The organism is Cupriavidus sp. 05T41, from assembly GCF_056396525.1.
The window spans coordinates 1-25,685 of the sequence record NZ_JBFTLQ010000025.1 but is presented as its reverse complement, the minus strand read 5'-3'; the positions used below and the strand labels follow the sequence as shown (position 1 = coordinate 25,685).

Genomic DNA, 25,685 nt, shown 5'->3' with positions numbered 1-25,685 from the left:
GGTGCTCGCTGCGAGGTCGTCGCAGCTACACAAAATTGTGTGAGATTAACAGAGCAGGCTGTGGTTACGCCACTCAAGGTTGTTCCGTCTCGCGGTTAGCCTACGCCGCGAGCCATTAGGCTTTAGTGGCGACTAAACTCCCTGCCCGGCGGCGAACGCTCGCCGCAAGGCTGGTCAACTAGTGGGTATCTACCGGTGGCTGCGCCGGTGTTCTTTGTGCAATATCCGCGACGGCTACCTCCGCCAAGCCACGCCGCGTGCCTGGATGTGACAATCCTGGGTGGAATAGGCTTCGTCGACTTCCTTAAACCACACGCCTGTGCAACGGCATTAGCCGGCCATGAAGCGTCGTAAGTCAGCTCGACCACGCAGTCATTTGAACGTCGGGTCCAGCCACACTAATGGACTTTCGTAGCGCCAGGCGGACGTCTGCCAGCAGCACGAACGGCCGCGCCATCGGGAACGGTCGCGGGCTCTAGAGACTCTGCCAACCCGCGCTGATGTCTCCCGGCGGGACAGCCGCTGCCTCGCGGGACCATACTTGCGAGCAGATATCGCGGTCTTCGCTGGCAACCTGCAGATAGAGAGGATGAGTGGAGAGCAGGTTGCTCGAACGCCAATTCGCCACGCGTCGCGCGGCTGGCGAGACGGAAGACCTGCGGAATCCGGCAAAGAGAGCGTCCGTACATGACAGGGCCTGACGCGGCTTACGCTCTGCCAGGGCTATGCTCAGGTCGGTGCCGCCTGCCGGCGCAATGTGCCGCGTGCTGCCCTGCTCTCCTTCGGGCTGCAGCCAAATTGCACGTGATACCAGCGCGAGAATCCGCTCGGCGCGGAAAAACCGAGCAGGGTCGCGACCTCCGTCAACGGACGATCGCTCTCGTTGACATGGCGTATGGCGAGCTCCGTACGGATGTCGTTCACGATCGACGAGAAGCTTTGCCCATGCTCCGCCAGCCGGCGCTGGACCGTTCGGCACACCACGCCCAGATGCTCAGCCACTTGTTCGATGCTGCAGCGCCCGCTGGGCAACAGCAGCAGGATCATGCGCCGCACGTCCTCAGGCATTGTCGCCTGCTGCGCCATGGAGGACGCGTCTATCAACTGCTGCGCGTAGCGCCCCATGGCCGGATCCGCGGACGGGTTGGGTGCATCGAGGTCGGCCTTCGCGCAGATAATGCAGTTGAAGTCATAGTCGAATTCGACGCAAGGGCCAAAAAACCGTCGGTGCGTACTCAGATCGCGCGGCGCCGGGTGCTCAAAGCATACGCGCCGCGGCTCCCAGTCGGGCTTGTGGAGTTGACGTATCAAACGCACCATGACCCCTAGCGCCAGTTCAACCCTTTGACGCGTGGGTTGATGTGCTTTGCCAGCCATTACCACCTCGCGAATAATGACCAGTTCATCGCACTCCTCGACCGCCAGCGACAACGCACTGTTGAGCGACGCTTGATAACGCATCAGCATGCGAAGCGAGTCGCGCAGCGTCGCCTGATCGCGGATCAGCAATCCTACCGGCCCAAGATTGGACAAAAGGCGCGACTCGGCCATGCACAGTCCGAAACTCTCATTGCCTGACATGGTTGCGGACGCCTGAAGCAGCCTTCCGACACACTCGACTGGAATCATGATGTCCGGCTCGCACAGTACGCTCGGACTCAAGCCCGCGTCAAAGAGCATCCGCACCGGATCCAGTCCGGAGGCTCGAGCGACCTCGCTGTAGTTGGTGAGGGCCGCAGCGCGGACAAGTGACGCCATTGGAGAACTTAGGAGGACATTGACATGGAATGATAAATCCCTGTCATGTACTGTCAAGCGGGAGATACCCGCGACATCCAAACTCGCAAGGATCGATCGGCCTAACCGACAAGCGGAGACACGTTCATGATTCAACACCTCAAGGCGGCACCCGCAGTGGTCCGCGCAACCTCGCTGGGCAACTCGATCCGGGTCGAGCCAATCACATGCACGATCGGTGCGGAGCTCAGCAACGTCAACCTTGGCGCGGCTGCCGAGGACGACCAACAGATGGCGGAAATTCGGGCGCTGCTCCTAAAGCATCGCGTAGTGTTCTTCCGCGACCAGGACATGACGCGCGCGCAGCACGTAGCCTTTGCGCGCCGCTTCGGTGAGCTGGAGGACCACCCGGTGGTAGGCAGCCATCCCGATTACCCAGGACTGGTTCAGATCTACAAGACCCCGGACAGCCCCCCCGAACGCAACGAGAATTCCTGGCATACCGATGCCACTTGGCGCGAAAAGCCTCCGATGGGCTGCGTGCTGCGCTGCGTCGAATGTCCGCCTGTGGGCGGCGACACGATGTGGGTCAACATGGTCGAGGCTTACAACCAGTTGCCCGAGGAGATCAAGACGAAGATCGCCACATTGCGCGCGCGCCACAGCATCGAGGCGAGCTTCGGTGCCGCGATGCCGATCGAAAAGCGTCTCGCACTGAAGGCTCAGTACCCGGACGCCGAGCACCCGGTTGTGCGCACCCATCCCGAAACCGGAGAGAAATTGCTGTTTGTCAATGGAAGCTTTACGACGCACTTCACAAATTTCAATGTGCCGGCCAACGTGCGCTTCGGGCTGGACAAGGCGCCGGGTGCCGGCAATTTGCTTAGCTACCTGGTCAGCCAGGCCAACATCCCCGAATACCAAGTGCGTTTTCGTTGGAAGAAGAACAGCGTTGCGTTCTGGGACAACCGTTCAACCCAGCACTACGCAGTGATGGATTATCCACCGTGCCACCGAAAGATGGAGCGTACCGCCATCATCGGTGACGCGCCTTACTGAAAGATCGACATGACCTCTACGGCACCGACCGTTCTCATCGTCCCTGGCCTGCGTGACCATGTTGCGGAACACTGGCAGACCCTGCTGGCGGCGGCGCTGCCTCGCGTCGTCAGCGTCGCCCCGCTTGAGCAAGACAAGCTGAGTTGCGCTGCCCGCGTCGACGCGATCGATCGCGCTTTGGCCACCGTCGAGGGGCCGGTGATCATCGTGGCGCACAGCGCAGGCGCGATGATGGTCGCCCATTGGGCAGCCCGAGGCGCCACACGTGAGATTCTCGGCGCCCTCCTTGCGGCACCCGCCGACCTCGAGACGTCCATGCCGGCCGGCTATCCGACGCTCAACACGCTGGGCGACCATGGCTGGCTGCCGATCCCTCGCTGCGCTTTGCCGTTTCCGAGCATTGTTGCGGCAAGCAGCAACGATCCTCTGACTCGTCTCGACCGCGCCCGCGGCCTGGCGCAGGCGTGGGGCAGCCGCTTCGTCGAACTCGGCGAAGTCGGGCATCTGAATCCCGCTTCAGGCTATGGCGAGTGGCCGCAAGCCAATGAGTTCATTCGCGAACTCTCGTGACCGAACCCACCGCGGCGTGCTGCAGGCCGAGAAAAAAAGGGAGCGGGCCTGCGGGACTTGAAGACGGCAGCGCCCGCTAAGGACGACCAGCCAGACTCGACGGCCACGATCCGTATGCTCACCTGCCGTAGCATCCAGTGCAGGGCGGGCGGCCGGCTTTCCGCCAGACGTCCGCATGCGGCGAGAGCCCGCCCTATCCCCCAGCCCCTCCCCCAGCGATGGGACATCGCCGGATCGACGATGCCGCATGCACACTGGCTCAATGATTGCGCAAAGCCCATTCGGACTGCAATGGCGAGTTTGCGCCGAATAATCTCTTATTAGTCTGGCTGGTAGTTAATGGACTTCAGCAGCGTGGACTGTTGCAGGTATGCCTGCTTCAGGTCCGCCATCAACTCCTCGGACGTAGCGGCGCTCCCCTGCTCCATCCCCATGTCCTTGACGTGGTTCTGCACTGCGGGTTGCCTGAAATACGCCAGTGTTATCTCGCGGATTTTCTCCTGGACTGCCGGTACGACATCCGGGCGGGACCACACTGCGAACCACCCTGCTTGCGCCAGTTGCGGGTAACCGAGCTCCTTGAAAGTAGGCACATCCGGCAATTCAGCGATCCGGGTCGGATAGTTCAACGCAATCGCCTTGATCTTTCCCGCTTTGATCAGCGGCAAAGAGGTAGTCACCCCATCGAACATCAGGGGCACGTGGCCACCCATCAGGTCGTTCAACGCCGGAGGAGAGCCTTTGTAGCCCACATGCCGCATTGGCACATGCGTGAGTTGCCCGAGCAGTATGCCCGACGTGTGGCCCTTCAATCCCGTAGCATAGGAAGCGAAAACGAGGCCGTCCTTTTGCGACCTGCCATAGTCCACCAGCTGCTTCAGGTTGGAGACGGGCACATCCTTGTTGGCTACCAGCACCAGCCCCGTGCGACTGATCTGGGCCAGGGGCTTCAGGTCCGTAAAGGGCTTGTAATGAACCTTGTAGGCCAACGGCGCTTCGCTCACGACACCGCCCTGGATAACCAGGAAGGTATAGCCATCCTTGCCGTTGGACTGCAAATCGCCGATCGCCAGTGCACCGGCGGCACCCGCCTTGTTTTCTACGATGACGGGCTTACTCAACTTTTGCTGCAGGCCTTGCGCCAGCAGCCGAGCCAACGCGTCGGCACTGCCGCCGGCAGGCCCCGCCACCACCAGACGGATCGGCTTGCTGGGCCAAGCCTCCTGGGCTTGGGCCACGGACACGCCCCCGGCGACACCAACACCAACACCAATTACCAAGGCGCAACCGCGCCATCCTGAGTGATTGATCTGCTTCTTCATGTCTATCCCTTTTGATTGCGATGCTTTACGTGTTTAGAAAGGCTTGTTCGTCTATTCTCGAATCGCATCGGGTCAACCAGCTTGCCCGTTCGCGACAAGTTATTACCAACTCGCGCAAGCAAAGGGAAAACCCTGCTCAGATATCCAGAGCGTGCAGGTTGGCCCCGACCTCGGCTCCCCTGCGTCAGCGGATGACTGTCATAAATGGCCAAGTTCAAGGCGTGCAAGGTAAAGCGGGAAGTAGCGCCGGGCTAGATGATCCGACGCTAGAGGTCCTGAGGAGACAGAAATTGAACGTGTCTACGAGTAACGCGATGCCGGCTGAGCCGGCTGCGGCCACCACTGGTGCCCGACCCTACGCGTGGGTGGTCTTTGCATTGATGTTTTGCCTGCTACTGTCTGACTACATGTCGCGGCAGGCGATCAATGCCTTGTTTCCACTCTTGAAATTGCAGTGGCAGATTTCCGATACCCAGCTCGGTTCGATTAGTAGCGTGGTGCCGTTGACGGTCGGCGTGCTGACCCTCCCATTTTCCATCATCGCGGACCGCTGGGGGCGCGTCAAAAGCATTGCACTGATGGTGGCGGTGTGGAGTGTTGCCACGCTCGGGTGCGCCATCGCCAGCACCTACCACGAGATGCTCGTCGCACGCTTGTTCGTTGGTGTCGGCGAGGCTGCCTACGGAAGTGTCGGATTCGCTATGCTCATGAGCATCTTCCCCAGGCACATGCGGTCTACCATTGCCGGCGGCTTCACGTCTGCCGCAGCGTTTGGGTCCGTACTCGGTGTTTCGCTTTCCGGCATCATCGCGACGCACTTTGGCTGGCGATGGTCGATGGGCCTGATGGCGATCCTTGGCTTTGCGCTGGTGATCATTTATTACTTCGTGGTCACCGAGAAAAAACTCGCAAGTGCGCAACCGGACAATGCAAACGGAACCGCGGTGCACGGGCATGTGAAACTGACACCGCGCGCTTATTTCTCTGGCCTGTTCCCGTCCCGGTCTGTCTTTTGTGCCTACCTCGGCTGCGCCCTGCAGATCTTCGTTCAAGGCACGCTGTTCGTGTGGCTGCCCAGCTACCTGAATCGCTACTGGGGCATGCCTGTCAGCGAAGCGGCCACACTGGCGGCCGGCCTTGTCCTTGTCAGCGGCCTGGGCCAACTCATATGCGGTGTGATGACCGATCGGATCAGCGGGGATTCGTCGCTCAAGAGGTGGAACATGGCCATTGGTTACTGCCTCGTGTTAGGCACTCTGCTGGCGATCGCATTCCGTTTGCCACAGGGTAATCTGCAACTCGCGCTCCTTGCGCCCGGGGTGTTCTTCCTTGCCAGCTCGTTCGGCACCTGTAGCGCGATCATTGCCGGGGCCACGCCGCCAGCCATTCACGGCTCGGCATTTGCCACTCTGACGCTGTTTAACAATATATTGGGCCTCGCAGCAGGCCCCTTTATCACCGGTATGGTAGCGGACGCGGTTGGTCTTCAAGTTGCCTTGCGCTGGCTACCGTTCGCGGCAATTCTGCCCTTCACCGTGTTCCTCATCGGCAGATGGTGTTACGTCGCGGAAGCGCGACACGGCTGAGCGCGCTGCCGAGTCTACGAAGCACGGCCATTGAGAGCCTCAGTTCCGAGTTGCACAAAGGCTCGTACCGCCGGGGATATTTCCCGGCGCCTATGCGCCAGCGCCAGATGCACTGAGAATTTGAAGTCGGCGATCTGAGTGTAGAAGATGCCTGGCTGGGAGAAATTCTGCATCGACTCAGGCACGATGGCCACGCCGTATCCCGCGGACGCGAGGCAGATTGCGGAGATGAAATCCTGGACACGATATTCCAGATGAGGCGTGAAGCCTCCGGCTTTTCCCAGGGCGGATAGGGCATCGCCGAAGCCTTCCTCGTCCGTAAACTGAGGGACGATGAACGATTGATCCGCTAGCGCCCGCGCTGAGACTGTCCCTCGCCTTGCAAGAGGATGGCTTGCTGTCATTGCAGCCAGCAGACGTTCAGTCTGTACGACCTTCGTGATAACGCCAGCCGGATAGAGTCGCCTGGGCCTGACAATGCCCACATCGATCTGGCCATCGCTGAGCGCTTCGAGCTGCCTTGGCGTTTCCATTGGCACGACTTCGATCCGGACCATCTCATGCGCTTTCCGAAACTCGCTCAGCATCATGGACAACAGGCCGCTGCTTGCGCCAGATGCCACATAGCCCACACGGATGACGCCAGCCAGCCCTCGGGCAGCCAGGCGCCCCACCTGGTCGGCCCGCTCAATGTGCCGCAACGCAGCAACAGCCTCGGCATGGAACAGGTGCCCCGCGTCGGTAAGTGACACCGGCTTCCTTTTGTTGCGGTTCAAGAGCGTGACGCCCAAATCTTGTTCAAGGCGCTGGATTTGGGTGCTGAGCCCTGATTGTGCGACACCTAAACGATCTGCCGCCTTCGCAAAGTGAAGCTCTTCCGCCACGGCGACGAAGCACTGCAACTGGCGAACGTCGATCATCGTTTTAATCTCAATTGCGGAACAAAGATTACTGCTTTCTATCTGGATCATATCAAAGATTCCAGATGAAATAGCACCCTACAACATCCCGGAGAGCTACCAATGAATGCCCCGCTTCCTGCGTCAGTGCTTGCCAGCAATGACGAGTCCCGCTTCCAAGTGTCTGCCCACCCAGATCACCATCGCATCCTGCATGTGACCGTTGAGCGCGATGCCGTTCTTGGGTTCCTGCATGACGCACGCAAGGTCGATGTTCAAAATCTCGAGTATGTTCCCTTCATGCGCTACGGGCTCGCGGACCTGATCGCGAAGCATATCGGCGAAGACTTCGCTACAACCATCAACGGCATTGTGAAGGATCGGCAGCACGGTGGCTTTACGGTAGGCCTCCAGGGGCTGACGACGGACGCCGACGATTTCGTTCGCTTCGGCACTGCCATTGGGCACCTCTTGGGCCCCGGCAACCACGATGCGATGTCGGGCACTTACTATGCTCGCTTCGTGGTCAAGCACACGGACGATAGCGACTCCTATTTGCGCCAAGCCTATCGACTCTTCACGATGCACACCGATGGCACCTTCGTTACCGAAGCGACGGACTGGCTGTTGATGATGAAGTTCGCAGAACAGAATGCAACTGGCGGGGAGTCCCGATTCTTGCATCTGGACGATTGGGAAGACTGTGGCAGGTTTGTCAGTCACCGTCTCGGGACGCAGCCGTTCCTCTACAAGGCGCCGGGATCCAAGAATGTCAGCGATAGGGTCGAGCGCCCGCTCTTCTTCCAGAACGAGTTCGGCTTGTCGATGTCCTTCATCGATCAGTTCGTACAGCCTCGCAATCGCGAGGAGGCTGCATTTCTCAACGACCTGTCGACTTCCATGGAGGCTTCACCGGGAACAAGGGAAGTGTCGCTGCCCGTCGGCGACCTGGTTGTCTTGAACAACTATTTCTACCTCCACGGGCGCGCGCCGTTCGAGAAAAATGCGGCGCTGTTCCGCGAGCTGATGCGCCAGCGAGGCACGTTCGCCTGATTATCAATGTGATCCGGCGTGGCTGATAGTGATAGCGGTTGGGCCTGATAGACACTTCAAATCAAGATGACATCTCTAACAGAAGTTGCAGAAAGCCAAGCCGTTCCGAGCGCTGGAATACCTGCCAAGCCTGCCTATGGCGCCAACCGTCAGATTCATCGACGACTACGACCGATCCTCTCGCTTGCCGATTTTGAAGTCGCGGCAAGGAAAAGCCTACCGCGTCCTATCTTTGGCTACATTGCCGGCGCCGCGGAGGATGCAAAGTCGCTCACCGCCAACCGGTCGGCATTCGACGAGGTCAGGTTTCGCCCCAAGGTCCTGGTCGACGTCTCAGGACGATCGCAAGCGACCGAGATCTTCGGGCAGCGTTACGCGTCTCCGTTTGGAATAGCGCCCGTCGGAATCAGCGCGATTGCCGCTTACCGTGGCGATGTGGTGCTGGCGCAAGCTGCGCGCGAAGAGCAGATACCCGCAATCATGAGCGGCACGTCCCTGATTCCGATGGAGGACGTTCACGCTGCCGCACCAGGCACGTGGTTCCAGGCGTACCTGCCGGGCGATGCCATGCGTCGGGACGCGCTTATTGAGCGGATTTGCGCGGCAGGGTTCGGCACGCTGGTCCTGACGGTGGATATTCCCGTCTGGGCCAACCGGGAGAACAACGTTCGTACTGGTTTCTCGCTGCCCTTGCGGCCATCCGTCCGCCTGGCATTCGACGGCGTGTCCCGGCCACGCTGGCTGGCGGGAACGTTCGCCAGAACGCTCCTCTCGAGCGGAATGCCGCATTTTGAGAACTCCTTTGCCACGCGCGGCGCACCGATCTTGTCGGCTTCGGCGATTCGCGACACAACAGGCCGTGATCACCTGAACTGGACGGACATCGAACGCATCCGGCAAAGATGGCGCGGCAATCTGGTCATCAAGGGAATTTTGCACAAATCCGACGCAGAACGCGCCGTGGTTTTGGGCGCCGACGGCATCATCGTCTCGAATCACGGCGGGCGCCAACTGGACGGTGCCGTGGAGCCGCTTGCCGTATTGCCAGAAATCTGTGAAAGCGTCGCGCACAAGACAACCGTCATGATGGACAGCGGAATCCGGCGAGGCGGTGATGTTTTGAAAGCACTGGCACTGGGGGCCCGCTTTGTCTTCCTGGGGCGGCCCTTTATCTACGCTGCGTCCGTTGGTGGATCGGAGGGCGTTCGCCACGCCATTACTCTTTTGCGCGACGAGGTTGATCGAGATATGGCTATGCTTGGGGCGAACACTCTCGCTGACGTGAACAGTTCCGTTATTGTCTAGTCCGATGCACCATTGAAACCCCACCGGGCGGAATCGCTCCGGTCGGTAGGACGGAATGCCATGACTTCAGCACAAGCCATATATCTCGATCCACCGGCCGGCTTCGAACACATCGTCATCGGCAAGGCCGCCATCTCCCCGCCGGGACCGGGCGAGACCTCGTGCTCTTCGCGATACCCCTGCGCCGATCCCATTCGGAAAGTCCCGCCCAGAAGGCGGACCATGCCGGCCCGGTTCGGATGGCCAGCGCTGCCGGGCCCGAAGCCTTCCGGTACACCGCAATAACTCTCGCACAGGCTGTCGGTCTGGGCCAGGCGAGCGGTGTACAGCACCGAAGGTGCCGCCCCCCGTCGCAACCGTCGGTGCGACGCTGACGCCTGCGCCCTGCACCCTGCACCGCCAGGACCAGCAGGACGGTCACGCTCGCCCTGGGAGCGCTACTTGTCCAACCCACGAATATCCTCGTAGTAGGACGTGCCATTGCTATAGCCCTTGCGCTGTGCCAGCCCGTCGAACTCCGCCACGCCGTTTGCCTTTCGGTAGTCCTCGTAGGCGGCCATCAGCTCCTTCAGCTTGTCCGGCCGGCTACCCGCCAGGTCATGCAGTTCCGAGCGGTCGACCGAAAGGTCGTACAGCTCCCAGCGGTCCTTGCCCCACGGAGCATGGCATATCCGCGGTTGAAGCCACGGGCCCTGACCCCGTGCTCGTCCTTGACGCCGAGGTGCCATTCTCCGGTCATATAGGTGCGATAACCAGCGTCCTTCAGCAGTTGCGGGAACGACAATGCCTTCTCGTTGAGGTATCCCTCATAACCCGTCCGGCTGCGTTGCAGGCCCGCTAGGCGGTCCAGGTTCGGCGTGGCAATTTCCCCGCCCAAGGCTTCGATATCGGAATACCCGAGATCGTCGGCGACGATCAGCAGGATATTGGGGCGGGTTGCCCTGTCTGTGCCGCCCGGGGGCAGCACCGAGCACGAGCGCGCCCGCAAGCCTCAGGAACTTGTGTTTCATGTCTCCACCATTGTCCGGACCGGGCGCTTCGCGGCATCTGCGGTCGCTGCCCGCACCGTCGGTCTTGTGTACGGCGTCTGGTCGCCAGGATGCGCGCCGCTTTGCCTGCCGCATGTCTTGTATTGTGCTTTTTCTGGAATATGCCGCGGGGGATCGCGGGCTTGGCGAAAAAAGTATGGACTGCGGCTGTTCAGACGTCGAGGACCGATGACGTCTCAATCAATACCTGTGAAATGTGGCTACCATGTACCCTGCCAGGGGGCGCGGTAACGGTTGGTATCCGCACCGCGCAGGCTGGCACGTTGGTCCCTTGCAGATACCCCCCAATTCGGAGATTGCGACATGGCCATCCAGCTTAATCACACCATCGTCTTTTCCCGCGACAAGAAGGAGTCCGCCGACTTCCTCTCCGAGATCCTGGGACGTCCCGCCGCGGTGCCGTTCGGGCCGTTTCTTGCTGTACGGCTGGACAACGATGTCACCCTGGACTTCATGGACGCGGAAGGCGACGTTGCCCTGCAACACTATGCCTTCCTGATCAGCGACGCCGAATTCGAGCAAAGCTTCGCCCGCATCCGGGCGCGCAATCTAATGTACTGGGCGGATCCCTACCGCCGCCGCCCCGGCGAGGTCAGCACGGAGGATGGCTGTCGCCGAATCTATTTCGAGGATCCGAGCAAGCATTTTCTGGAAATCTTCACGAAGGGATAAGGCGCATGCGCGTCGACAGGAAGACGCGCAACGACCACGGGTTTCGGCATCCCGCACTCAAAGCGATATAAGGTCTCGTCGGCGAGAGACGCCCCATGTGTGCAAGGAGGCGCTGCTGAAGGCATATCACGGCGATGGCAAGGACCCCAGTAATCATGAGATGCTGCTGGAATCGGCCCAATCGGTGGGGCTCGATGCCACTCAAGGGCGACGCGTGCTGGAGAGCGGCGAGTATGCGGACGCGGTGCGCGCCGAAGTGGCGGAATTCCAGGCGATGGGTATCCATCCGTTCCATCGATCATCTTCGACAACCGCTATCTGGTCTCGGGCGGCCAGTCGGCCGAGGCCTTTGCACAGATCATCCGCGACGTGCTGGCGAAGTGGCCTGGCTGACGGCAGCCTGAATTCCGGCATCGGTCCGGTCGGGCACTGGATGGCCTGATTCGGCGCAGCCTTTGTCAACACAACGGCATCGCCGAATATTGGCTACCACCGACGCCGTCGCGCTTGCCCTCAGAGTTCCTGAACGAGTTGCTCCGCCAGTGGCCACGTTCCATAGCCATCCGCCGGTCCAAGATGCCCGACTTCACCGCCGTCGACGAACCGACTGCCCCAGGAGTGCGCCAGCTCGCCGACTCGTTCGAACTTCCCGAGCGGATCATTGCGGCTCGCGACCACGATGCTTGGGAATTTCAGATGGCGCCGCGGAATTGGGGTCCAGCCCTCGTCTGCCAGCGTCTGCGGATCGCTGTATCCGGGCGGCAACGGGCTGCCATAGTCGGTCGGGGCGGCGAGCAATACGCCTTGCACAGTGCACTCCGTCTCCTGTGCCCAGTGAACGGTGATCAGGCAGCCCACACTATGAGCAACGAGGATGACCGGCCCCGAGATGTTGCTGACGACACGCTCCAGGTTCGCTACCCTGGCACGGCGCAACCTCTTGTCCTGATCAATCTGGGGCACGATGCGCACTGCTCGTCCCTGCTGCTGCAAACGCTCTGCCAGCAGCGACTGCCAGTGCTCTGGTATGTGATCGCGAAAGCCGGGAACAATCACAACCGTTGGCTGATTTTCGGATGCCATGAAACTGGAACTCCTCGTTTGGTTTGAAGACGCCTCAGTACAGCCCTGCATATAGAGAGACCAAGTAGTTCTGCCGGCCCGGCTTCGAATCAGTACGGGATATCACCTACGATGCCGGCTTCTCGGGGACGAGTATCTGGCGTTGCGGGCTTCCATGCATATTCGGTCAGGACATTGACTTTCCAATTCACGACATTCCGCGCGCAACTACGGCAAGCGACCCCAATGTTTCGTAGCATGGCGAAGTCCCACCAAGCAGTACATTCCCGACCAAAGAGCGAAGGACAACGCTTCACCCATCCAAGGAAATATTCATGACTTATCCTGTTGTCTTGGTTACCGGTGCAACCGCTGGTATCGGCCGCGCGACGGCGCTTGCCTTCGCAGCCAAAGGCGCGCGACTGGTGTGCTCCGGGCGGAACGCCGCTGCCGGAGCGGCCCTCCTCTCGGAACTCCGGCAGATGGATGCGGAAGCAGACTTCGTGGCGGCCGACATCAGCAGTGAAGACGATGTTATCCGTCTTGTCCGGCATGCCATCGAGCGCTTTGGATGCCTCGACATCGCTGTGAACAGTGCAGGAACGGAAGGAACACCGGGATCCCTTCACGTGAACGGTGGGAAGACCGCCGCGTAGACTGCCTTTTTACTTGCAGTATCAAAAAGGGCAAAGGTTCCACAGGGGTTTCCTGTGGAACCTTTGAAACCGGGAATGCCGCGGAAAGTGCCGACTTGGCAGGAGATCGGCATTCCCGGTGGAGCTTATGTAGATTGGCCTTGATAGCCGCCCTCAGAACACGTGGCGGATACCCACCGCGGCGCCAAACATCGAGCTTTGGCCATTGGACAGCGCGTAGTTGTTGACCGTAAGACTGGTTGCGTAGTTGCTCGCGGCCGATTCCATCGCCAGGCCAGCGTTCTTTGAATAGGCCATGGTCAGATAGATATCCGTACGCTTCGAGAACGCGTAGTCGGCAATCAGGGCAATCTGCCAGGGATTGGCAATGTGCGTGTTGCCGCCGAGGCTCTTCACGTTCTGATAGTCATACTCGAGCGTGAAGTCGAGTGCGGGAGACAGCCGGTACTGACCGCCTATCCAATAGAAATCGTCGCGCATGGTCAGGGTACCGTTCTGGTCCTTGTTCTGGCCCCAGCGATAGCCGCCCATTACCTTCGCCGTGCCATTGATGGCGTAGCTGCCCATGACTGCGGCTTTTCTGAAGGTACCGCTGCCAGTGCCGATCGTCGGATTCCACTGGTCATAGGCAACGCCTATGCCGAAAGGCCCGGAGATATAGCTCAACCCCGCCCCATAGGCGGAGTCGCGGCGAAACTGCCCGGGAACTTCACCGTTGCCACCGGCGGCCGGAACATTTGGGGCGACTTGCGGCAGCGTCGTCCCTACGCCAAACGACATGTTGGCCTGTGCCGTAAGGCCGCCGAACACGCCGACGTACTTCACCGCATTGTCCTCGCGGAAGTTCGCTCCGGTGACCACGCCGATCGGCTCGTACTGGGTGGCATATCGGGCAGGGATAAAGTTGGCCAGCGTAGAAAACAGCGACTGATATTGTCGGCCGAATGTGAGCTGCCCATATTCCGAGCTAAGGCCAACAAAGGCCTGGCGACCAAACAGGCGGCCGCCTTGCTGGGACGTGCCGGTATCGAGATTGAAGCCGCTTTCCAGAACGAAAATGGACTTCATCCCGCCGCCCAGGTCCTCCGTGCCGCGAAGACCCCAACGCGAGCCGGAGTACCCACCGGAGTCCTCGCGGACAACACTATGGCCGGCGCCCGACTTGAAACCGTTGGCGGCCGACGGCACAGCGGCGCCGACGCGATTGACGTACTCGACGTTGACGTCTGCCACACCGTACAAGGTCACGCCGGATTGCGCACTCGCTGCCCCACACGCACTAACGGCGGCCAAGGCAAGAATCTTTCTTTTCACCAGAACTCCTCCACGTTCATTGTTATCGTCTCCAACCTTGTGGCGCGCGGATGCCACGAGGTCAAAGCGTTGCCAGGCGACGAATTGAGATTCGATTTCCCCCTTTACGCAAAACAGCCGCGCATATGCAGGGACGAGCGCGGCCCCTCCCCCTTCGGGTGAGCAATTGCGCTTCGTCCTGTTTTAAAGCTTGAATTTGCTGCGGCTCTACGGGGGGGAATCAGGGCACTAATCGATCTGGATCCCCGCATCGGTAGCGATCTTCGACCAGAGCTGGAGATCGTTGCTGACCATCTCGCGGAACTGCTCCGGAGTCTTCGCAGGTGGCGGCCCAAAGTTCATGGCTTTCATCGTGGCTGCGAGATCAGGAGATTTCTGGACCTTATTGATTTCCTCAGCCAGCCTCTTCAGGATCGCCGGGTTGGTTCCCGAGGGTGCGAAGACGCCGAACCAGCCCACCGCATCGAACTTGTAGCCCTGTTCACCCATGGTCTTGACGTCGGGCAGCTGCGGTGCGCGCGCATTGCCTGCGATGGCGATGGCGCGGACCTTACCGGAACGCAGGAAGGGAATGGGCGCGCCCGGATCGGTCCAGCCGATTTTCACGACACCTGAAGCAAGGTCGGTCAACAATTGATTCGAAGTCCGATATGGAACGTGATCGGTCTTCATGCCGGTCTGCTTCTTGAGCCATTCCATCGTCAGCTGCCCGGAAGACCCCGTGGACCAGGTGGCGTAGCCGTATTTTTCCGGGTTTACCTTCACGAACTGGATCAGCTCCGGCAGGTTGTGAACCGGCAGATCATTGCTCACCAGCAGCACCACCCCGCCCTCCGCGGTCTCGGCGATCGGCACAAGGCTCTTCTTCGGATCGTAGGGGATGGTCTTCAGCACGGCCGGGGCGATGACCATGTTCGATGCCGTGGTGTAAAGCAGCGTGTACCCGTCGGACGGTGCCTTGACAACGACGTTTGTTCCGACGACCCCACTGCCGCCCGGCCGGTTGTCAACGACGACCGGTTGCTTCAAGGACACCGACAGGCGTTGCGCCAGCAGGCGTGCCAGAGAATCGGTTCCTGATCCTGCGGATGACGCTACGACCATCTGAATCGGGCGCGCGGGCCAGGCATCCTCCGCCCGCACCGGCGCGGATGCGTACAACGCCGCAAGCGCTGCCGTGCCCAGCGTGGCAGCAAGCAGCTTTTGCATTCGAAATGTCATTGTCACCCTCCATATAATTTTTCTGTTGGCGATCGCTCTAGCTGCGCTCGTTCCGGATGCATCGCTCTGGCAGCACAGGAACGCCAACCGCAAGGGCGACGCAGCCCCAAGCGGCACGAGCAACGCCGACGCGAAGCACAGCGCAAGAAGGCCGCGTGAACCGTTGTCAGGCCGACTGATTTTCTTGCTTGCGCAGGAATCCCTGGTGGCCACCATTACGATTGGGCGAGAAGCCATTGGCCTGGAGCGTTTCTTCCACGGTGTCGTAGAACACGCCAAGCTTCAGGATCTCTCGCGTCTGCTCCGCCGTCGCGATGGGGCGACCGAATTCGCGGGCAATACGCACCAGTTGCTTGATCTGCTCGACCGAACTCATCTTCCCCGTGCGGGTCTGGTTCCAGAGCACATCCTCGATGCCGCATCGCACGTGCAGGCCCAGGGCCATGCCGATCATGTTGATGGGCAGCACATTGAGCACCGAGCTTTCCACCGTGACCACGGCGCCATCGGGTACCGCACGCAGCATGTTGGTCAGGTTGTAGATGTTCGCCTGGTCCATGCCACCACTGATCGCCACCCAGTTCATCACCAGCGGGCCCTTGTAGACGCCGCGGCGAATCATGCGTTCGATCGTTTCAAAGCTGTTGATGTTGTAGACCTGAAACTCGCTCTGGATGCCGGCGGCCGTGAGGCGTCGGATGTGTTCCTCGGCCCAGCTCGGATTCGAGGGCACGATCATGTCCTTGTACGTGTCGTAGAGATGCGGGAATCCGCGCGACACGCCCTTGAAGTCATCCAGGCCGGCATGCTCGGTCACGTTCATCTGCGTCGTGTTGACTGTCACCGTCACCTGATCAGGCTTCGGATCGAGTTCGGCCAGCATATGCCGCGTGTCGTCGCTCAGCCATTTGGCGGCCTGGCCTTCTTCGGGCGCGAAGCTGATGGAGCCTCCAACCTGGATCACCATGTCGGGCACGGCGGCGCGCACCCCGGCGATCAATTCGTTGAACATGGACAAACGCTTGCTCCCCTTGCCATCGGCTTCACGGACATGCAGATGCAGCACCCGGGCACCGGCTTCGTAGCAATCCACCGCCTTCTGGATCTGTTCCTCCATGGTGACAGGGATATCCTCCGGGAAGTCCGCGGGAATCCAGCCCGGCGCATACGGAGCGGCCGTAATGATCAGCGGCTGCTGGTTCTCGGGATACAAGTGGCCGTCAAGGAAGTTCATGATGATGGGTCTCCAGGGTGAATCGTAAAAATTGAGAATGTCGAACCAGATGAGAGCGTTTCCGGGGCGGGAAACCGTCAAATCACAAAGATGGAAGAACCCGTGGTCTTTCGAGCCTCGAGGTCCCGGTGTGCCTGCACGGCGTCTTCCAGCGCATAGCGCTGATTGATCTCGATGCGGATGCGGCCTGCCGCTACATGGCCGAACAATTCATCGACCAGTTCCGCCTTCTCAACAGGATCGGCGATATAGTCGGCCAGGCCGGGACGCGTCAGGTATGCCGAGCCTTTGCGGGCCAGAATTGCCGGATCGAACCCGGTGACCGGGCCGGAGGCGAACCCCACGCACACCAGCAGGCCGCGGCGCTTGAGGGAGTCCAACGAGGCCATGAAGGTGTCCTTGCCCACGCTGTCGAAAACCACGGACACGCCCACGCCATCCGTCAGTTCCCGCACGCGCTTGGCCACGTCCTCATGGCTGTAGTTGATCGTGTAATCGCAGCCATGGGCGCGCGCCACTTCGGCCTTGGCATCGGTAGACACCGTTCCGATCACGGTCAGACCCAGCAGCTTTGCCCATTGCGAAATGATCAGGCCGACACCACCCGCTGCGGCATGCAGCAGAATGGTGTCACCCGCCTTGAACGGGTAGATCCGGCGCATCAGGTAGGAGGCTGACAAGCCCCGCATGGTCATCGCCGCGGCGACTTCGCAAGTGATTGCCTCCGGCAGCTTGATCAGCGGCGCGGCGGAGATCAGCCGCTCCGTGCTGTACGCGCCCAGCGTGTTGGCGAAGCCCGTATAGGTCACGCGGTCGCCGACCGCCAGATGGGTGACGCCGGCCCCGACGGCCTCGATCACGCCGGCGGCTTCGTTGCCGATTCCGCTGGGAAGCGGAACCTGATAAGTGCCGCTGCGGAAGTAGGTGTCAGCAAAGTTCAGTCCTGCGGCCACGTGACGGACGCGGACCTCTCCCGGCCCCGGCTCGCCAACCGTGGCGTCTTCAAAACGAAGGACCTCCGGCCCGCCTGTTTCGTAAATCCTAACGACTTTCGCCATGTGGTCTCCTGCCTTCCTCGAATATGAAGATGCACCTGTGGCTTGCCGATTGAGCTCGCCTGAGGGGCTACCTGTGTGTCGAATCATCAGGCCGGGCCCAGCTTTCCGCTTTCCCGCATGCGTCATGTGCTTTCCTTTTTCTGACAAGGATCTGCGGGGGGGCTCTCAGGTTGGCGTCGGCAGCGCAAGGGTGTAGTCGCGAACTGGCGCGACATGCCGCGGGTGGACCTCGGGGAGGGTGAACTTGCGCCAGGCCTAGAAGCGAGGGATGCGGCTGAGTTCGGTGGCTCACGAAAGCCGGCCACTTGTCTGGCAGATGCTGCCCGCGACCGCCGAGCTGTTTGTCGGACTCGCCCGTTACCGGCACGCGTATGTGCTGCCGCCGACGCCCGGCGAAGAGCGCCCCCGCTGCTTCCGGCGATCGGCGGGGAAAGGGCCTTGATTCGCCGCAACAAAGCAGCCGCCTACGCTGTTTGCACCACCATCAACTTCCGAAACGCAAGAAGAAGCGATCGACTTCAGTGTGCTCGCGGACCGGCCCTTTCTGGTCGCGATGCTGGTTGTCGTACTGGTCGCCGGAAAATTGCTAGCCTTGATGTTCCTGGCCGGCAAGATCAACCTGCCGCGCGAACAGCGCATCTATTTCGCGATCCTCCCTTTCGCAAGGAGGCGAATTCGCCTTCGTCGTGACCGCCGCGGCACAGGCCGCGCGCTTGCTCGACAGCGAGCAGTTGTCCATCCTGGGACTGTCAATCGACAGTCGCCCGAACGCACTACGGAAGACCAGGTGATGGTGACCCTTGCAAGCCAACTGCGCACTGCACGTGGGGCAAACGCTGATCCGGGCAACCGCTTCGGCAACCTGTGCCGCGACCATCGTGCGCTGCAGCCGACTCAGCAATGATTTCGCTTCCTCCAGATGCAGGCCTATAAGCCGAGGGGTTCGTGGATATGTGAAGCAAAAAGCGCTTATTTGGACTGTTCAAGATAAGATACATTTTTGTAACTTATACGGGATATCCAAATCTACACGTCCCCGGCGCTATTCCGCTTGACGTAGGGAACGGGCTTTTCCGCAGCAAGCCGTCTTCCCACCTAGCTTTGCGGTCAACCATCACTTAAGATACATAAATGTAACTTAAGCAGAGAATATGACCTCCTGGGAATTCTACGGACGAATGAGGACGCTGGAGACTCTGGACCGGATTGTCCATGGCCCAAACTGGTTCTTCTGCCGCATCCAAGGCCGACGACGCATTGGCAAGACGACCCTGCTGCGTGAGCTATCCAAGAGCGAACCGTCGTTACTCGCTCGGATGGTCTACATGCAGATACCAGACTCAGACGAGCGAGATGTGGCGGCTGGGTTCCGCCGGGCGCTGGAAGACTGCGAATCCGAGATCGCAAATGCACTGGCCCCGCAAGTCACTGACTTCGCCTCGATGGCCGGCGTGATCGGCCTTCTATGCCGCCGCGGCTTGATCGTCGTGTTGGACGAATTCCAGTATTTCACGGAGGGGAGGCTCTACGCCTTCAACTCATTCCTGCAGGAGCAAGTGGACCGGCTGCGCGATACGCAAGGGGGCGGGCTGTTTGTCCTTGGCTCCCTGCAGTCGGAAATGAGCGCGCTCCTCGACGACAAGGGTGCGCCGCTCTTTGGGCGGCTCACTGCGACTATCGATCTGCAGCACTGGGATTTCGAGGACTTGATCGAGGTGTACCGCGCACACGATATCCGCGACCCGCACCATTGGCTCACGCTCTGGGGCTTCTTCGAAGGCGTTCCCAAGTTCTACCGGGACGCGTATGACCAGGGCCTATTTCAGGTGGACGCCCGGTTTCAGGAAGCCTTGCTCGAGCGGATGTTCCTTCGCGAAGGCAGCCCTCTGGCCGAAGAGGCAGACACATCCTTCCTCCGTGAGGTGAAGGGCAGACTGCTCTCTGTCCTAAACTTCCTCTCGGAACATCCGGGCTCGAGCCACGGGCAACTGGTCGGCACACTGCTGCGGGATGAAGACGAAGCGTCGTTGAAGGTCACAATCAAACGCTTGGTCGAGAATTACCATATGGTCGACAAGCGCCACCCGGTGTTCTCGGAGAGCAAGAGCCGCAATTCCCGCTATTACATCACCGACAACTTTCTGCAGGTGTGGCTGTCGGTCGTGAAGCCGGCGCGGGACGCTTCTCGCATGCGCCCGCTATCGAAGGCGATCGATCTGACACTCCCTCGGCTGCACGGACACGAGGGATACGCATTCGAGAAGCTGATTCGTCAGTTGCACGTAGAGTGTTCGCGAAAGGGCGTGGGCGATTTCTCGCTGACCTCCATCGAACTGGGCTACTGGAATCGGCCGCGAGACGAACAGAACGCGATCGAGATCGACATCGTCGCACTCGACGAGGACGCGCGGCGTATTCGCTTCGGCTCGTGTAAGCGCAGTGCAAGCAAGCACACCCTGTCCTCGCTTTCCGAATTTGAGCAACAAATCGAGCGGTTCATGTCGACAAAGGAAGGGCGCCGGGTGAAAGGGTGGACTTCGACCAAGGCGCTGTTCTCGCCAGCCTTTTCTGACGAAGAGGCTCGGGCGTTGACGGCCGCCGGCTACCAGTGCCTGGACTTGCCTGCGTACGTCAGGATGCTTACGTCTCCGCGGTCAGTGTGATACTCGGGCCAGCCCGCAGAGCGCTGTGGCGAGCGTTGCACTGCTACGTGCGCGTGGCGGTGGAGCGGAGGTGGTCAGGACCGCCAACATCAAAGCCGAATAGTCTTTGCTGCATGACGTGGGGCGACATCCTTTCAGCGCTCTCCCAGGCTAAACAGCGTCTTGAGCTCGTCCCGGCTAAGATTACCGATCCACTGTTCGCCCGTGCCTACTGCCAAGTCGGCCAGTTCCCGCTTGGCGAAAATCATGTCATTGATACGCTCTTCAAACGTAGCGCGAGTGATGAATCGGTGGACCTGAACGTTGCGCTGTTGGCCAATGCGATAGACTCGGTCGGTTGCCTGCGCTTCCACCGCTGGATTCCACCATAGATCGTAATGGATGACGTTGGAGGCCGCGGTCAGATTTAGCCCTGTCCCGCCGGCTTTAAGTGACAGAATAAATACACGCTCGGTACGGTCGTTTTGAAATCGCTCGACCATAGCATCTCGTTTGGTTCGCACGACACCCCCGTGCAGAAATAGCGGATCGCGGCCATATCGCTGTCGCAGCCAACTGCAGAGCAGGGTTCCCATCTCGCGGAACTGGGTGAATACCAGCACCTTTTCGTGGCTGGCGTGGATATCGTCGATGAGCTCGAAAAAACGCTCCGCTTTGCCAGACGCCGCCGCGTCGGCCTGTCCCTGTTTCAAATATTGCGCCGGATGGTTACAGATCTGCTTCAATGCCAGAATCATCTGCAGCACCAGGCCTTGGCGCTTGAAGGTGTCGGATTCCCCTGAGATGACTCGCAATCCCTCCTGTACCACCGATTGATACAGCGCCGTCTGGGCCTTGGTCAGCGTGCAGTATTGATCCTGCTCGATCTTGTCGGGCAGATCGCTGATGACGGCCTTGTCGGCTTTCAGGCGTCGCAGCAGGAAGGGGGCCGTGACCCGCTTGAAGCGCTGCACGACATGCTGATCGCGCTGGATCTGAATCGGCATCGCATATTCCCGCGCGAATTGATTGAGGCTTCCCAGATAGCCCCGGTTCGCAAAGTCCAGGATGCTCCAGTACTCGGACAAGCGGTTCTCCACCGGCGTCCCACTCATGGCAATAAAGCTGCTGGCCGCGATCGCTTTCACGGCCTTGGTCTGGGCGGCAGCCGGGTTCTTGATGTTCTGGGCCTCATCCACTACGACGACGCGCCATGCCAAGGCATGGAGGGTAGCAGCAGCCGTACGCGCGATACCGTAGGTCGTCAGCAGGACATCAGGCCGACTCACCGCGAGCTCACGCTTGCTGCCGTGGAAGATGCCAACGCTCAGGTTGGGGGCGAAACGCCCAATTTCCTTCTGCCAATTGGTCAACAAACTGGTAGGCACGATGACCAGGGCCTTGGCGTCGTCAAGCGCGCCATCCTCCTTGAGCTTTTGCAGCGTAGCGATGACCTGCAGTGTTTTGCCCAACCCCATGTCATCGGCGATCACGCTGCCCAAACCGATTCGCGCGTTGCGATAAAGCCAGGCATAACCCCGCTGCTGGTAAGGGCGTAGGGTGGCGTTGATACCACGAGGCAACGGGACCGTGCCCGCTTCCACCAAATCTTGAATGATCTTGCGGGCCTTGGCATCCAGGCCAACGGTCGTGCCGGCGAGTTCGCCTGCGAGGGCCACGCGCAACAGTTCAGCGCCCGAAGGTGCCAATGGCTTAAGCAGTTGGGCACGCAGGCGCTCGATCTCTTTGGGATCCAGATAGACGTACGCCCCTTTGAAACGTACAACGCCTGCGGCATCCTTCACCAACCTTTCAAACTCGGCGCGCGTAATGAGATGGTTACCGACGGCCACTTTCCAGTCGAAGGCAAGAACATCGTCGGCGCGAAAAAATCCCGCAGTATCGGTCGCCGTACCCTTGATCTGCATGGACAGGCGAGGTCGCAGTAGATGGTTGAGCGCCTTCGGTAGCAGCGCGCGAATCCCGAGCAAGCGGATTACCGGCAGCGTATCAAACAGCAAGGCCGGCAGCTCATCCGCAGCAATCTTGACGGGGGTCTTGGCGCCAGCACTGATATAGGCATTGAGCGGTTGGAAAAACTCGGCCAGTAGCGCGATTGTCTGCAGAATGCCAAAACGGCCCTTCGACCAGGCCTCATCGGTCAGAATCGCTGCCAGTGGTACTGGTTTCTCCAGCGCTGCCGAACGATGCTCGATCGCGAGTGCCAGCCCGAAATGGCCCGCTTTTGCCTCCTCGAGGCATAGCACCGGTACATGTTCTCGGCGCGCCAGATGGTATCGGGATAGCCAGGTGTGAATGCCGGCGGCGATTTCCCCTTCACCGGGACCGTCGTAGCGGGCTCGGCCGGTGCAGAAGAACAAGGCCATCGTCTTATTCCCGAGGGGCTTTTCGCTGGCGCCATCCGCCCATGCGTGAATGAAGTGATTCAGAAACAGAGAACAGAGGAACGTTGCCTGGGCCTCCTGGGTGAGGACGGCACGCTTCCTTCCCTTCCCGGTCTTGACCAGGCCAGCTGGCAACGCAGTGGCAAGTCGCTGCATGACGGTCGCCACGAAACCATCGAGCGTGGCTGGGAGCCAGCGCAGCAAGACAGTGTCGGTATCCTCCAAGAGGATTTGCGGGATCACCGCGCCATGCGCGATCAACTGCAGTGCCGTCAAGCGCACTTGGAACAGCGCGGCGACCTCGGGCTGCACGTCTGGCAGATTGCTCACATCTACGTGAGCCAGTGCTGCTTCCAGTGCTTCGATGGTGGTGATGTCCTTCGTGCCGAACACCGACGGGTGCAATCTTGCGTCCAGTTCAATCCCCGGCCGGTCATCACCGGAGAACGTGAGGCGCTGCGCGTCGACGGCACCGGCGCGGGAATCCATGGCTTGTCGCGCGGCCTTTCTCGAACGTGCCAGAAGACGCCGCAACGTCTCGCGAAAATCTCCATTGGGAAAGAAAGTGGGGCGCGCCGGCAGCACCTGTAGCAGTGGATCGGACAGGTCCGGAATCCCGGAGAAATCCAGCTGATCAAGCGCAGCAAGATCCCCCGCATCAGCCAGGGCCTCTGAAGCTGTCGGCAGCAACTCGGTCAACGTGGGGAGGACAGCCCCAGCTGCCGGCGCCAAATGGATGTCGCGCGACTTCAAGGCTTGCGCCAGGTCGACACCCCGCAATGAAAACACCAGGAACGGATTGCCGTCGATTTCCCGGCTCAGGAGGTAAATCACCGCCGCCAAGTGCTTGCAAGGCACGGCCCAATCGGGGCAGGAGCATTGCATATCGAGGTCCTTCCACCGGGCAGGGAAGACGGAAATCCCAAGATTGCGTGCGTGGTCCAGCACCGACGGATCCAGTTCCCGGTTGAGCATCCGGGCGATCAGGGTGGGCTCGGCGGCGATGGCGTCCAGAAGCCGTGCGGAATCCTTGGCGGAAAGCGGCGGTACCGTGATCGTCACCTGGTAGGGACGTGGCCGGGAGCCCTGTATCTGGGCGTGGATCGTCCCGGCCCTGACGACAAGATCCTTGACCGCTCCTTTGTTCGCGTAGGTCCGCCCGCGCGGCAGACGATTGTCGTAGTCGATGTGTGTCAGGGCATTGAGCCATTGCTCGCCCCACCACGTTCTACCGAAGGACTGTCGCACCACTGGCCGGGCCTCCTTCAATGCTCGGTGGATTTTCCGATCTGAGGGGAATCCGCTATCCAAATCAGTGCCATTCCCCGGCGCCGGATCAAAGCGCCCCGCTGCCTCCAGTTCCTCCATCGGCAGCCCGTACTCGGCCATCTGGGCCTGGATCCAGCGAATCGCGTTCGCCCGCTGATTTCTTTCTGTCATTGCTACCGTCGTCGCTGTCGTTGCCGTCATCCGGGGGGCAGCAGGTGCCCTCTGTTCTTTGTCCTGCTCATGCGCTTGAGCAAGGCCGTCAATTGGCCGGGGTAGGCTGGCGCCCACGGCTCAGCTGATGCAATCGCCCCGATCAGCGCACGGTACTCTCCATATTGATCGGCATTGAGCGCGGCGACAACTTTCGTGGCGAATAGTGCAGGGTCGACGCCTGCGTGGGCACTCACCTTGACCAGATCGGAGCAGGCCTCGTCAAAGATACCACTGACTTCCCATCCCTCTTCGGTCGTGCGTTCATAGACCGTTCCGGCCAGCGCGAAGAATTCCCACATCAGGTCGGGTGCGCGATCGGGGGCAGCTCCGGCAATAGAGGAGGCGATGGCCACCCGGATGGCATCGAGCTCCGCTGCCAATTCGCTGAGCTGTTCCGCGTCGAGAAACGACGTTTGCGCGCCGAGTTCACTGATCCATTCGCGGACGGCAGCGACCATGTTCTCGCCGTGGGGGGCGGCCAGCTCAAATCGCAAGCGACGCCGTAGACGGGGATGCGTCCTGGCCAACTCGGCCAGCACCGTCCCCTGGCGCTCCGGTTTGATCGTCGCCACGGCTTTGACATCAATTTCATCGTCGATCGACAACAACTCCCTCCCTCAAAATTCCCCGGATGCAACCGAGCACACCGGACACGCGCGACGGCCGTTGCTGCGTGAGATCGAGGCACGAGGTAAGCAAGCTCCGTCCGCGACAGCGCAATGGCTCTCTGGATTCCGAATGCGTAACCTTGATCGCGCCAGTAGTGCCAGTCCGCGACCGCAACGCGCGTCGGCTTGTCGCCGTTCACCGGATCGATCTGGGCTAGGGGCGCCACCACGTCGCATTCGCCCCACCGAACCTAGGCAAAAATGCCGACCCGGCGGAGATCTTCATGAGCGAGTCCGGTGACCAAGACGTGTTCGCCGATGGGCAGCGGCGAGGAGTCCATCGCCTTGCGAACACTGGCTTTGAATGGAAACGAGAACTCTTCTTCCAGGTAGCAGTACCACGATAGCGCACGCTCCTCCTCGGTAGACGCGTCGACGACGATTTCCATCTCGATGCGATGCTCACGTTGCGCGTTGAGCTTTAGCTTGGCCATGATGTCGTTCGATAACCGCCTGCGCGCGAGGCGCGTTCCAACTCGGCCCCGAATTCGGTATACAACTCCGCCAACTGGCGGTCAGGCCGCTTGCGCCAGCGCCTTGTGCCCTGCAACTCTTCAACATAGCCGCGGGTGCTTTCCATCTTGCGCCTGCCGAGAACTCAGCCCACAGCGGTCTCTAGCGCAGCTTCGTATTGCCCCAGGCAAGCCATGCCATTCATCCGTGAGCGCTGCAGTAGCGTCCGTTGCGCTCG

Annotated in this window: 20 protein-coding genes and 3 pseudogenes; 10 read left to right on the top strand and 13 right to left on the bottom strand. The window is 60.4% G+C overall.

Annotated elements, in window-relative coordinates:
- Positions 1-729: 729 nt before the first annotated feature.
- Positions 730-1,758: an AraC family transcriptional regulator gene (locus tag AC1DKV_RS16355; RefSeq protein ID WP_441622047.1), complete on the bottom strand. Its 1,029-nt coding sequence runs from the start codon at positions 1,756-1,758 to the stop codon at positions 730-732.
- Positions 1,759-1,884: 126 nt separating this feature from the next.
- On the opposite strand from AC1DKV_RS16355, the gene AC1DKV_RS16350 reads away from it, so the two are divergent.
- Together AC1DKV_RS16350 and AC1DKV_RS16345 are read left to right on the top strand one after the other, a co-directional pair.
- Complete coding sequence (locus tag AC1DKV_RS16350) at positions 1,885-2,796, top strand: TauD/TfdA dioxygenase family protein (RefSeq protein ID WP_441622045.1); 912 nt, start codon at positions 1,885-1,887, stop codon at positions 2,794-2,796.
- A gap of 9 nt (positions 2,797-2,805) precedes the next feature.
- Complete coding sequence (locus AC1DKV_RS16345) at positions 2,806-3,366, top strand: RBBP9/YdeN family alpha/beta hydrolase (RefSeq protein ID WP_441643533.1); 561 nt, start codon at positions 2,806-2,808, stop codon at positions 3,364-3,366.
- 320 nt (positions 3,367-3,686) lie between these two features.
- On the opposite strand, the gene AC1DKV_RS16340 is transcribed toward AC1DKV_RS16345, so the two are convergent.
- A complete protein-coding gene (locus AC1DKV_RS16340) occupies positions 3,687-4,688 on the bottom strand; it encodes a Bug family tripartite tricarboxylate transporter substrate binding protein (RefSeq protein WP_441622041.1) in 1,002 nt (333 codons plus the stop codon).
- A gap of 290 nt (positions 4,689-4,978) precedes the next feature.
- Here AC1DKV_RS16340 and AC1DKV_RS16335 point away from each other — a divergent pair, with 290 nt between their 5' ends.
- Positions 4,979-6,274: an MFS transporter gene (locus AC1DKV_RS16335; protein ID WP_441622039.1), complete on the top strand. Its 1,296-nt coding sequence runs from the start codon at positions 4,979-4,981 to the stop codon at positions 6,272-6,274.
- Between the two features lie 14 nt (positions 6,275-6,288).
- On the opposite strand, the gene AC1DKV_RS16330 is transcribed toward AC1DKV_RS16335, so the two are convergent.
- Positions 6,289-7,245 carry a LysR family transcriptional regulator gene (locus AC1DKV_RS16330; protein ID WP_441622037.1) on the bottom strand — a complete coding sequence of 319 codons (957 nt, stop codon included), beginning with the start codon at positions 7,243-7,245 and terminating at the stop codon, positions 6,289-6,291.
- A 51-nt stretch (positions 7,246-7,296) separates the two neighbouring features.
- On the opposite strand from AC1DKV_RS16330, the gene glaH reads away from it, so the two are divergent.
- The gene (gene glaH, locus AC1DKV_RS16325) at positions 7,297-8,226 is read left to right on the top strand and encodes a glutarate dioxygenase GlaH (protein ID WP_441622035.1); all 930 of its coding nucleotides are present in this window, start codon (positions 7,297-7,299) and stop codon (positions 8,224-8,226) included.
- Positions 8,227-8,292: 66 nt separating this feature from the next.
- The gene (locus AC1DKV_RS16320; protein ID WP_441622033.1) at positions 8,293-9,531 is read left to right on the top strand and encodes an alpha-hydroxy acid oxidase; all 1,239 of its coding nucleotides are present in this window, start codon (positions 8,293-8,295) and stop codon (positions 9,529-9,531) included.
- A gap of 437 nt (positions 9,532-9,968) precedes the next feature.
- Here AC1DKV_RS16320 and AC1DKV_RS16315 read toward each other — a convergent pair whose 3' ends face one another.
- Both AC1DKV_RS16315 and AC1DKV_RS16310 read right to left on the bottom strand, forming a co-directional pair.
- Complete coding sequence (locus tag AC1DKV_RS16315) at positions 9,969-10,091, bottom strand: hypothetical protein (RefSeq protein ID WP_441622031.1); 123 nt, start codon at positions 10,089-10,091, stop codon at positions 9,969-9,971.
- 8 nt (positions 10,092-10,099) lie between these two features.
- The gene (locus AC1DKV_RS16310; RefSeq protein ID WP_441622029.1) at positions 10,100-10,498 is read right to left on the bottom strand and encodes a sulfatase-like hydrolase/transferase; all 399 of its coding nucleotides are present in this window, start codon (positions 10,496-10,498) and stop codon (positions 10,100-10,102) included.
- Positions 10,499-10,883: 385 nt separating this feature from the next.
- Between AC1DKV_RS16310 and AC1DKV_RS16305 the strand changes: the two genes are divergently transcribed.
- Together AC1DKV_RS16305 and AC1DKV_RS16300 are read left to right on the top strand one after the other, a co-directional pair.
- Entirely contained in the window at positions 10,884-11,252 is a 369-nt protein-coding gene (locus tag AC1DKV_RS16305; protein WP_441622027.1) for a VOC family protein, read from the top strand.
- A 103-nt stretch (positions 11,253-11,355) separates the two neighbouring features.
- Positions 11,356-11,645 (top strand): annotated as a pseudogene (locus AC1DKV_RS16300) (DsbA family oxidoreductase); the annotation flags it as partial.
- Between the two features lie 120 nt (positions 11,646-11,765).
- Here AC1DKV_RS16300 and AC1DKV_RS16295 read toward each other — a convergent pair.
- Complete coding sequence (locus AC1DKV_RS16295) at positions 11,766-12,335, bottom strand: RBBP9/YdeN family alpha/beta hydrolase (protein WP_441622025.1); 570 nt, start codon at positions 12,333-12,335, stop codon at positions 11,766-11,768.
- A gap of 314 nt (positions 12,336-12,649) precedes the next feature.
- On the opposite strand from AC1DKV_RS16295, the pseudogene AC1DKV_RS16290 reads away from it, so the two are divergent.
- Positions 12,650-12,940: pseudogene (locus AC1DKV_RS16290) on the top strand (SDR family NAD(P)-dependent oxidoreductase); the annotation flags it as partial.
- Between the two features lie 183 nt (positions 12,941-13,123).
- Here the strand turns inward: AC1DKV_RS16290 and AC1DKV_RS16285 are convergent.
- The 4 genes from AC1DKV_RS16285 to AC1DKV_RS16270 form a co-directional block, all read right to left on the bottom strand.
- Positions 13,124-14,284: a porin gene (locus AC1DKV_RS16285; protein ID WP_441622023.1), complete on the bottom strand. Its 1,161-nt coding sequence runs from the start codon at positions 14,282-14,284 to the stop codon at positions 13,124-13,126.
- 228 nt (positions 14,285-14,512) lie between these two features.
- Positions 14,513-15,505, bottom strand: a complete 993-nt coding sequence (locus AC1DKV_RS16280) for a Bug family tripartite tricarboxylate transporter substrate binding protein (RefSeq protein WP_441649915.1) — start codon at positions 15,503-15,505, stop codon at positions 14,513-14,515.
- A 166-nt stretch (positions 15,506-15,671) separates the two neighbouring features.
- Positions 15,672-16,739, bottom strand: coding sequence for a beta-keto acid cleavage family enzyme (locus AC1DKV_RS16275; RefSeq protein ID WP_441622098.1), 1,068 nt, complete (start codon positions 16,737-16,739; stop codon positions 15,672-15,674).
- A 77-nt stretch (positions 16,740-16,816) separates the two neighbouring features.
- Positions 16,817-17,797 carry a quinone oxidoreductase family protein gene (locus AC1DKV_RS16270; RefSeq protein WP_441622019.1) on the bottom strand — a complete coding sequence of 327 codons (981 nt, stop codon included), beginning with the start codon at positions 17,795-17,797 and terminating at the stop codon, positions 16,817-16,819.
- 523 nt (positions 17,798-18,320) lie between these two features.
- Here AC1DKV_RS16270 and AC1DKV_RS16265 point away from each other — a divergent pair.
- Both AC1DKV_RS16265 and AC1DKV_RS16260 read left to right on the top strand, forming a co-directional pair.
- Positions 18,321-18,701 (top strand): hypothetical protein, encoded by a 381-nt coding sequence (locus tag AC1DKV_RS16265; protein ID WP_441622017.1) that lies wholly within the window; start codon positions 18,321-18,323, stop codon positions 18,699-18,701.
- A gap of 247 nt (positions 18,702-18,948) precedes the next feature.
- Complete coding sequence (locus AC1DKV_RS16260) at positions 18,949-20,460, top strand: ATP-binding protein (protein WP_441622015.1); 1,512 nt, start codon at positions 18,949-18,951, stop codon at positions 20,458-20,460.
- Between the two features lie 134 nt (positions 20,461-20,594).
- Here AC1DKV_RS16260 and AC1DKV_RS16255 read toward each other — a convergent pair whose 3' ends face one another.
- From AC1DKV_RS16255 to AC1DKV_RS16245, 3 genes and pseudogenes are all read right to left on the bottom strand, one after another.
- Complete coding sequence (locus AC1DKV_RS16255) at positions 20,595-24,284, bottom strand: SNF2-related protein (RefSeq protein WP_441622013.1); 3,690 nt, start codon at positions 24,282-24,284, stop codon at positions 20,595-20,597.
- 26 nt (positions 24,285-24,310) lie between these two features.
- The gene (locus AC1DKV_RS16250) at positions 24,311-24,931 is read right to left on the bottom strand and encodes a DUF6880 family protein (protein ID WP_441622011.1); all 621 of its coding nucleotides are present in this window, start codon (positions 24,929-24,931) and stop codon (positions 24,311-24,313) included.
- A gap of 212 nt (positions 24,932-25,143) precedes the next feature.
- Positions 25,144-25,383, bottom strand: a pseudogene (locus AC1DKV_RS16245) (calcium-binding protein); the annotation flags it as partial.
- Between the last annotated feature and the right edge of the window lie 302 nt (positions 25,384-25,685).

What these genes read in the sequence shown, in the direction of transcription:
- AC1DKV_RS16255 (WP_441622013.1), bottom strand. Translation starts at nt 24,284, where the DNA reads ATGACAGAAAGAAATCAGCGGGCGAACGCGATTCGCTGGATCCAGGCC.
- AC1DKV_RS16350 (WP_441622045.1), top strand. Translation starts at nt 1,885, where the DNA reads ATGATTCAACACCTCAAGGCGGCACCCGCAGTGGTCCGCGCAACCTCG.
- AC1DKV_RS16320 (WP_441622033.1), top strand. Translation starts at nt 8,293, where the DNA reads ATGACATCTCTAACAGAAGTTGCAGAAAGCCAAGCCGTTCCGAGCGCT.
- AC1DKV_RS16305 (WP_441622027.1), top strand. Translation starts at nt 10,884, where the DNA reads ATGGCCATCCAGCTTAATCACACCATCGTCTTTTCCCGCGACAAGAAG.
- AC1DKV_RS16340 (WP_441622041.1), bottom strand. Translation starts at nt 4,688, where the DNA reads ATGAAGAAGCAGATCAATCACTCAGGATGGCGCGGTTGCGCCTTGGTA.
- AC1DKV_RS16275 (WP_441622098.1), bottom strand. Translation starts at nt 16,739, where the DNA reads ATGAACTTCCTTGACGGCCACTTGTATCCCGAGAACCAGCAGCCGCTG.
- AC1DKV_RS16260 (WP_441622015.1), top strand. Translation starts at nt 18,949, where the DNA reads ATGACCTCCTGGGAATTCTACGGACGAATGAGGACGCTGGAGACTCTG.
- AC1DKV_RS16295 (WP_441622025.1), bottom strand. Translation starts at nt 12,335, where the DNA reads ATGGCATCCGAAAATCAGCCAACGGTTGTGATTGTTCCCGGCTTTCGC.
- AC1DKV_RS16315 (WP_441622031.1), bottom strand. Translation starts at nt 10,091, where the DNA reads ATGGCCGCCTACGAGGACTACCGAAAGGCAAACGGCGTGGCGGAGTTC.
- AC1DKV_RS16330 (WP_441622037.1), bottom strand. Translation starts at nt 7,245, where the DNA reads ATGATCCAGATAGAAAGCAGTAATCTTTGTTCCGCAATTGAGATTAAA.
- AC1DKV_RS16355 (WP_441622047.1), bottom strand. Translation starts at nt 1,758, where the DNA reads ATGGCGTCACTTGTCCGCGCTGCGGCCCTCACCAACTACAGCGAGGTC.
- AC1DKV_RS16270 (WP_441622019.1), bottom strand. Translation starts at nt 17,797, where the DNA reads ATGGCGAAAGTCGTTAGGATTTACGAAACAGGCGGGCCGGAGGTCCTT.
- AC1DKV_RS16280 (WP_441649915.1), bottom strand. Translation starts at nt 15,505, where the DNA reads ATGACATTTCGAATGCAAAAGCTGCTTGCTGCCACGCTGGGCACGGCA.
- AC1DKV_RS16345 (WP_441643533.1), top strand. Translation starts at nt 2,806, where the DNA reads ATGACCTCTACGGCACCGACCGTTCTCATCGTCCCTGGCCTGCGTGAC.
- glaH (WP_441622035.1), top strand. Translation starts at nt 7,297, where the DNA reads ATGAATGCCCCGCTTCCTGCGTCAGTGCTTGCCAGCAATGACGAGTCC.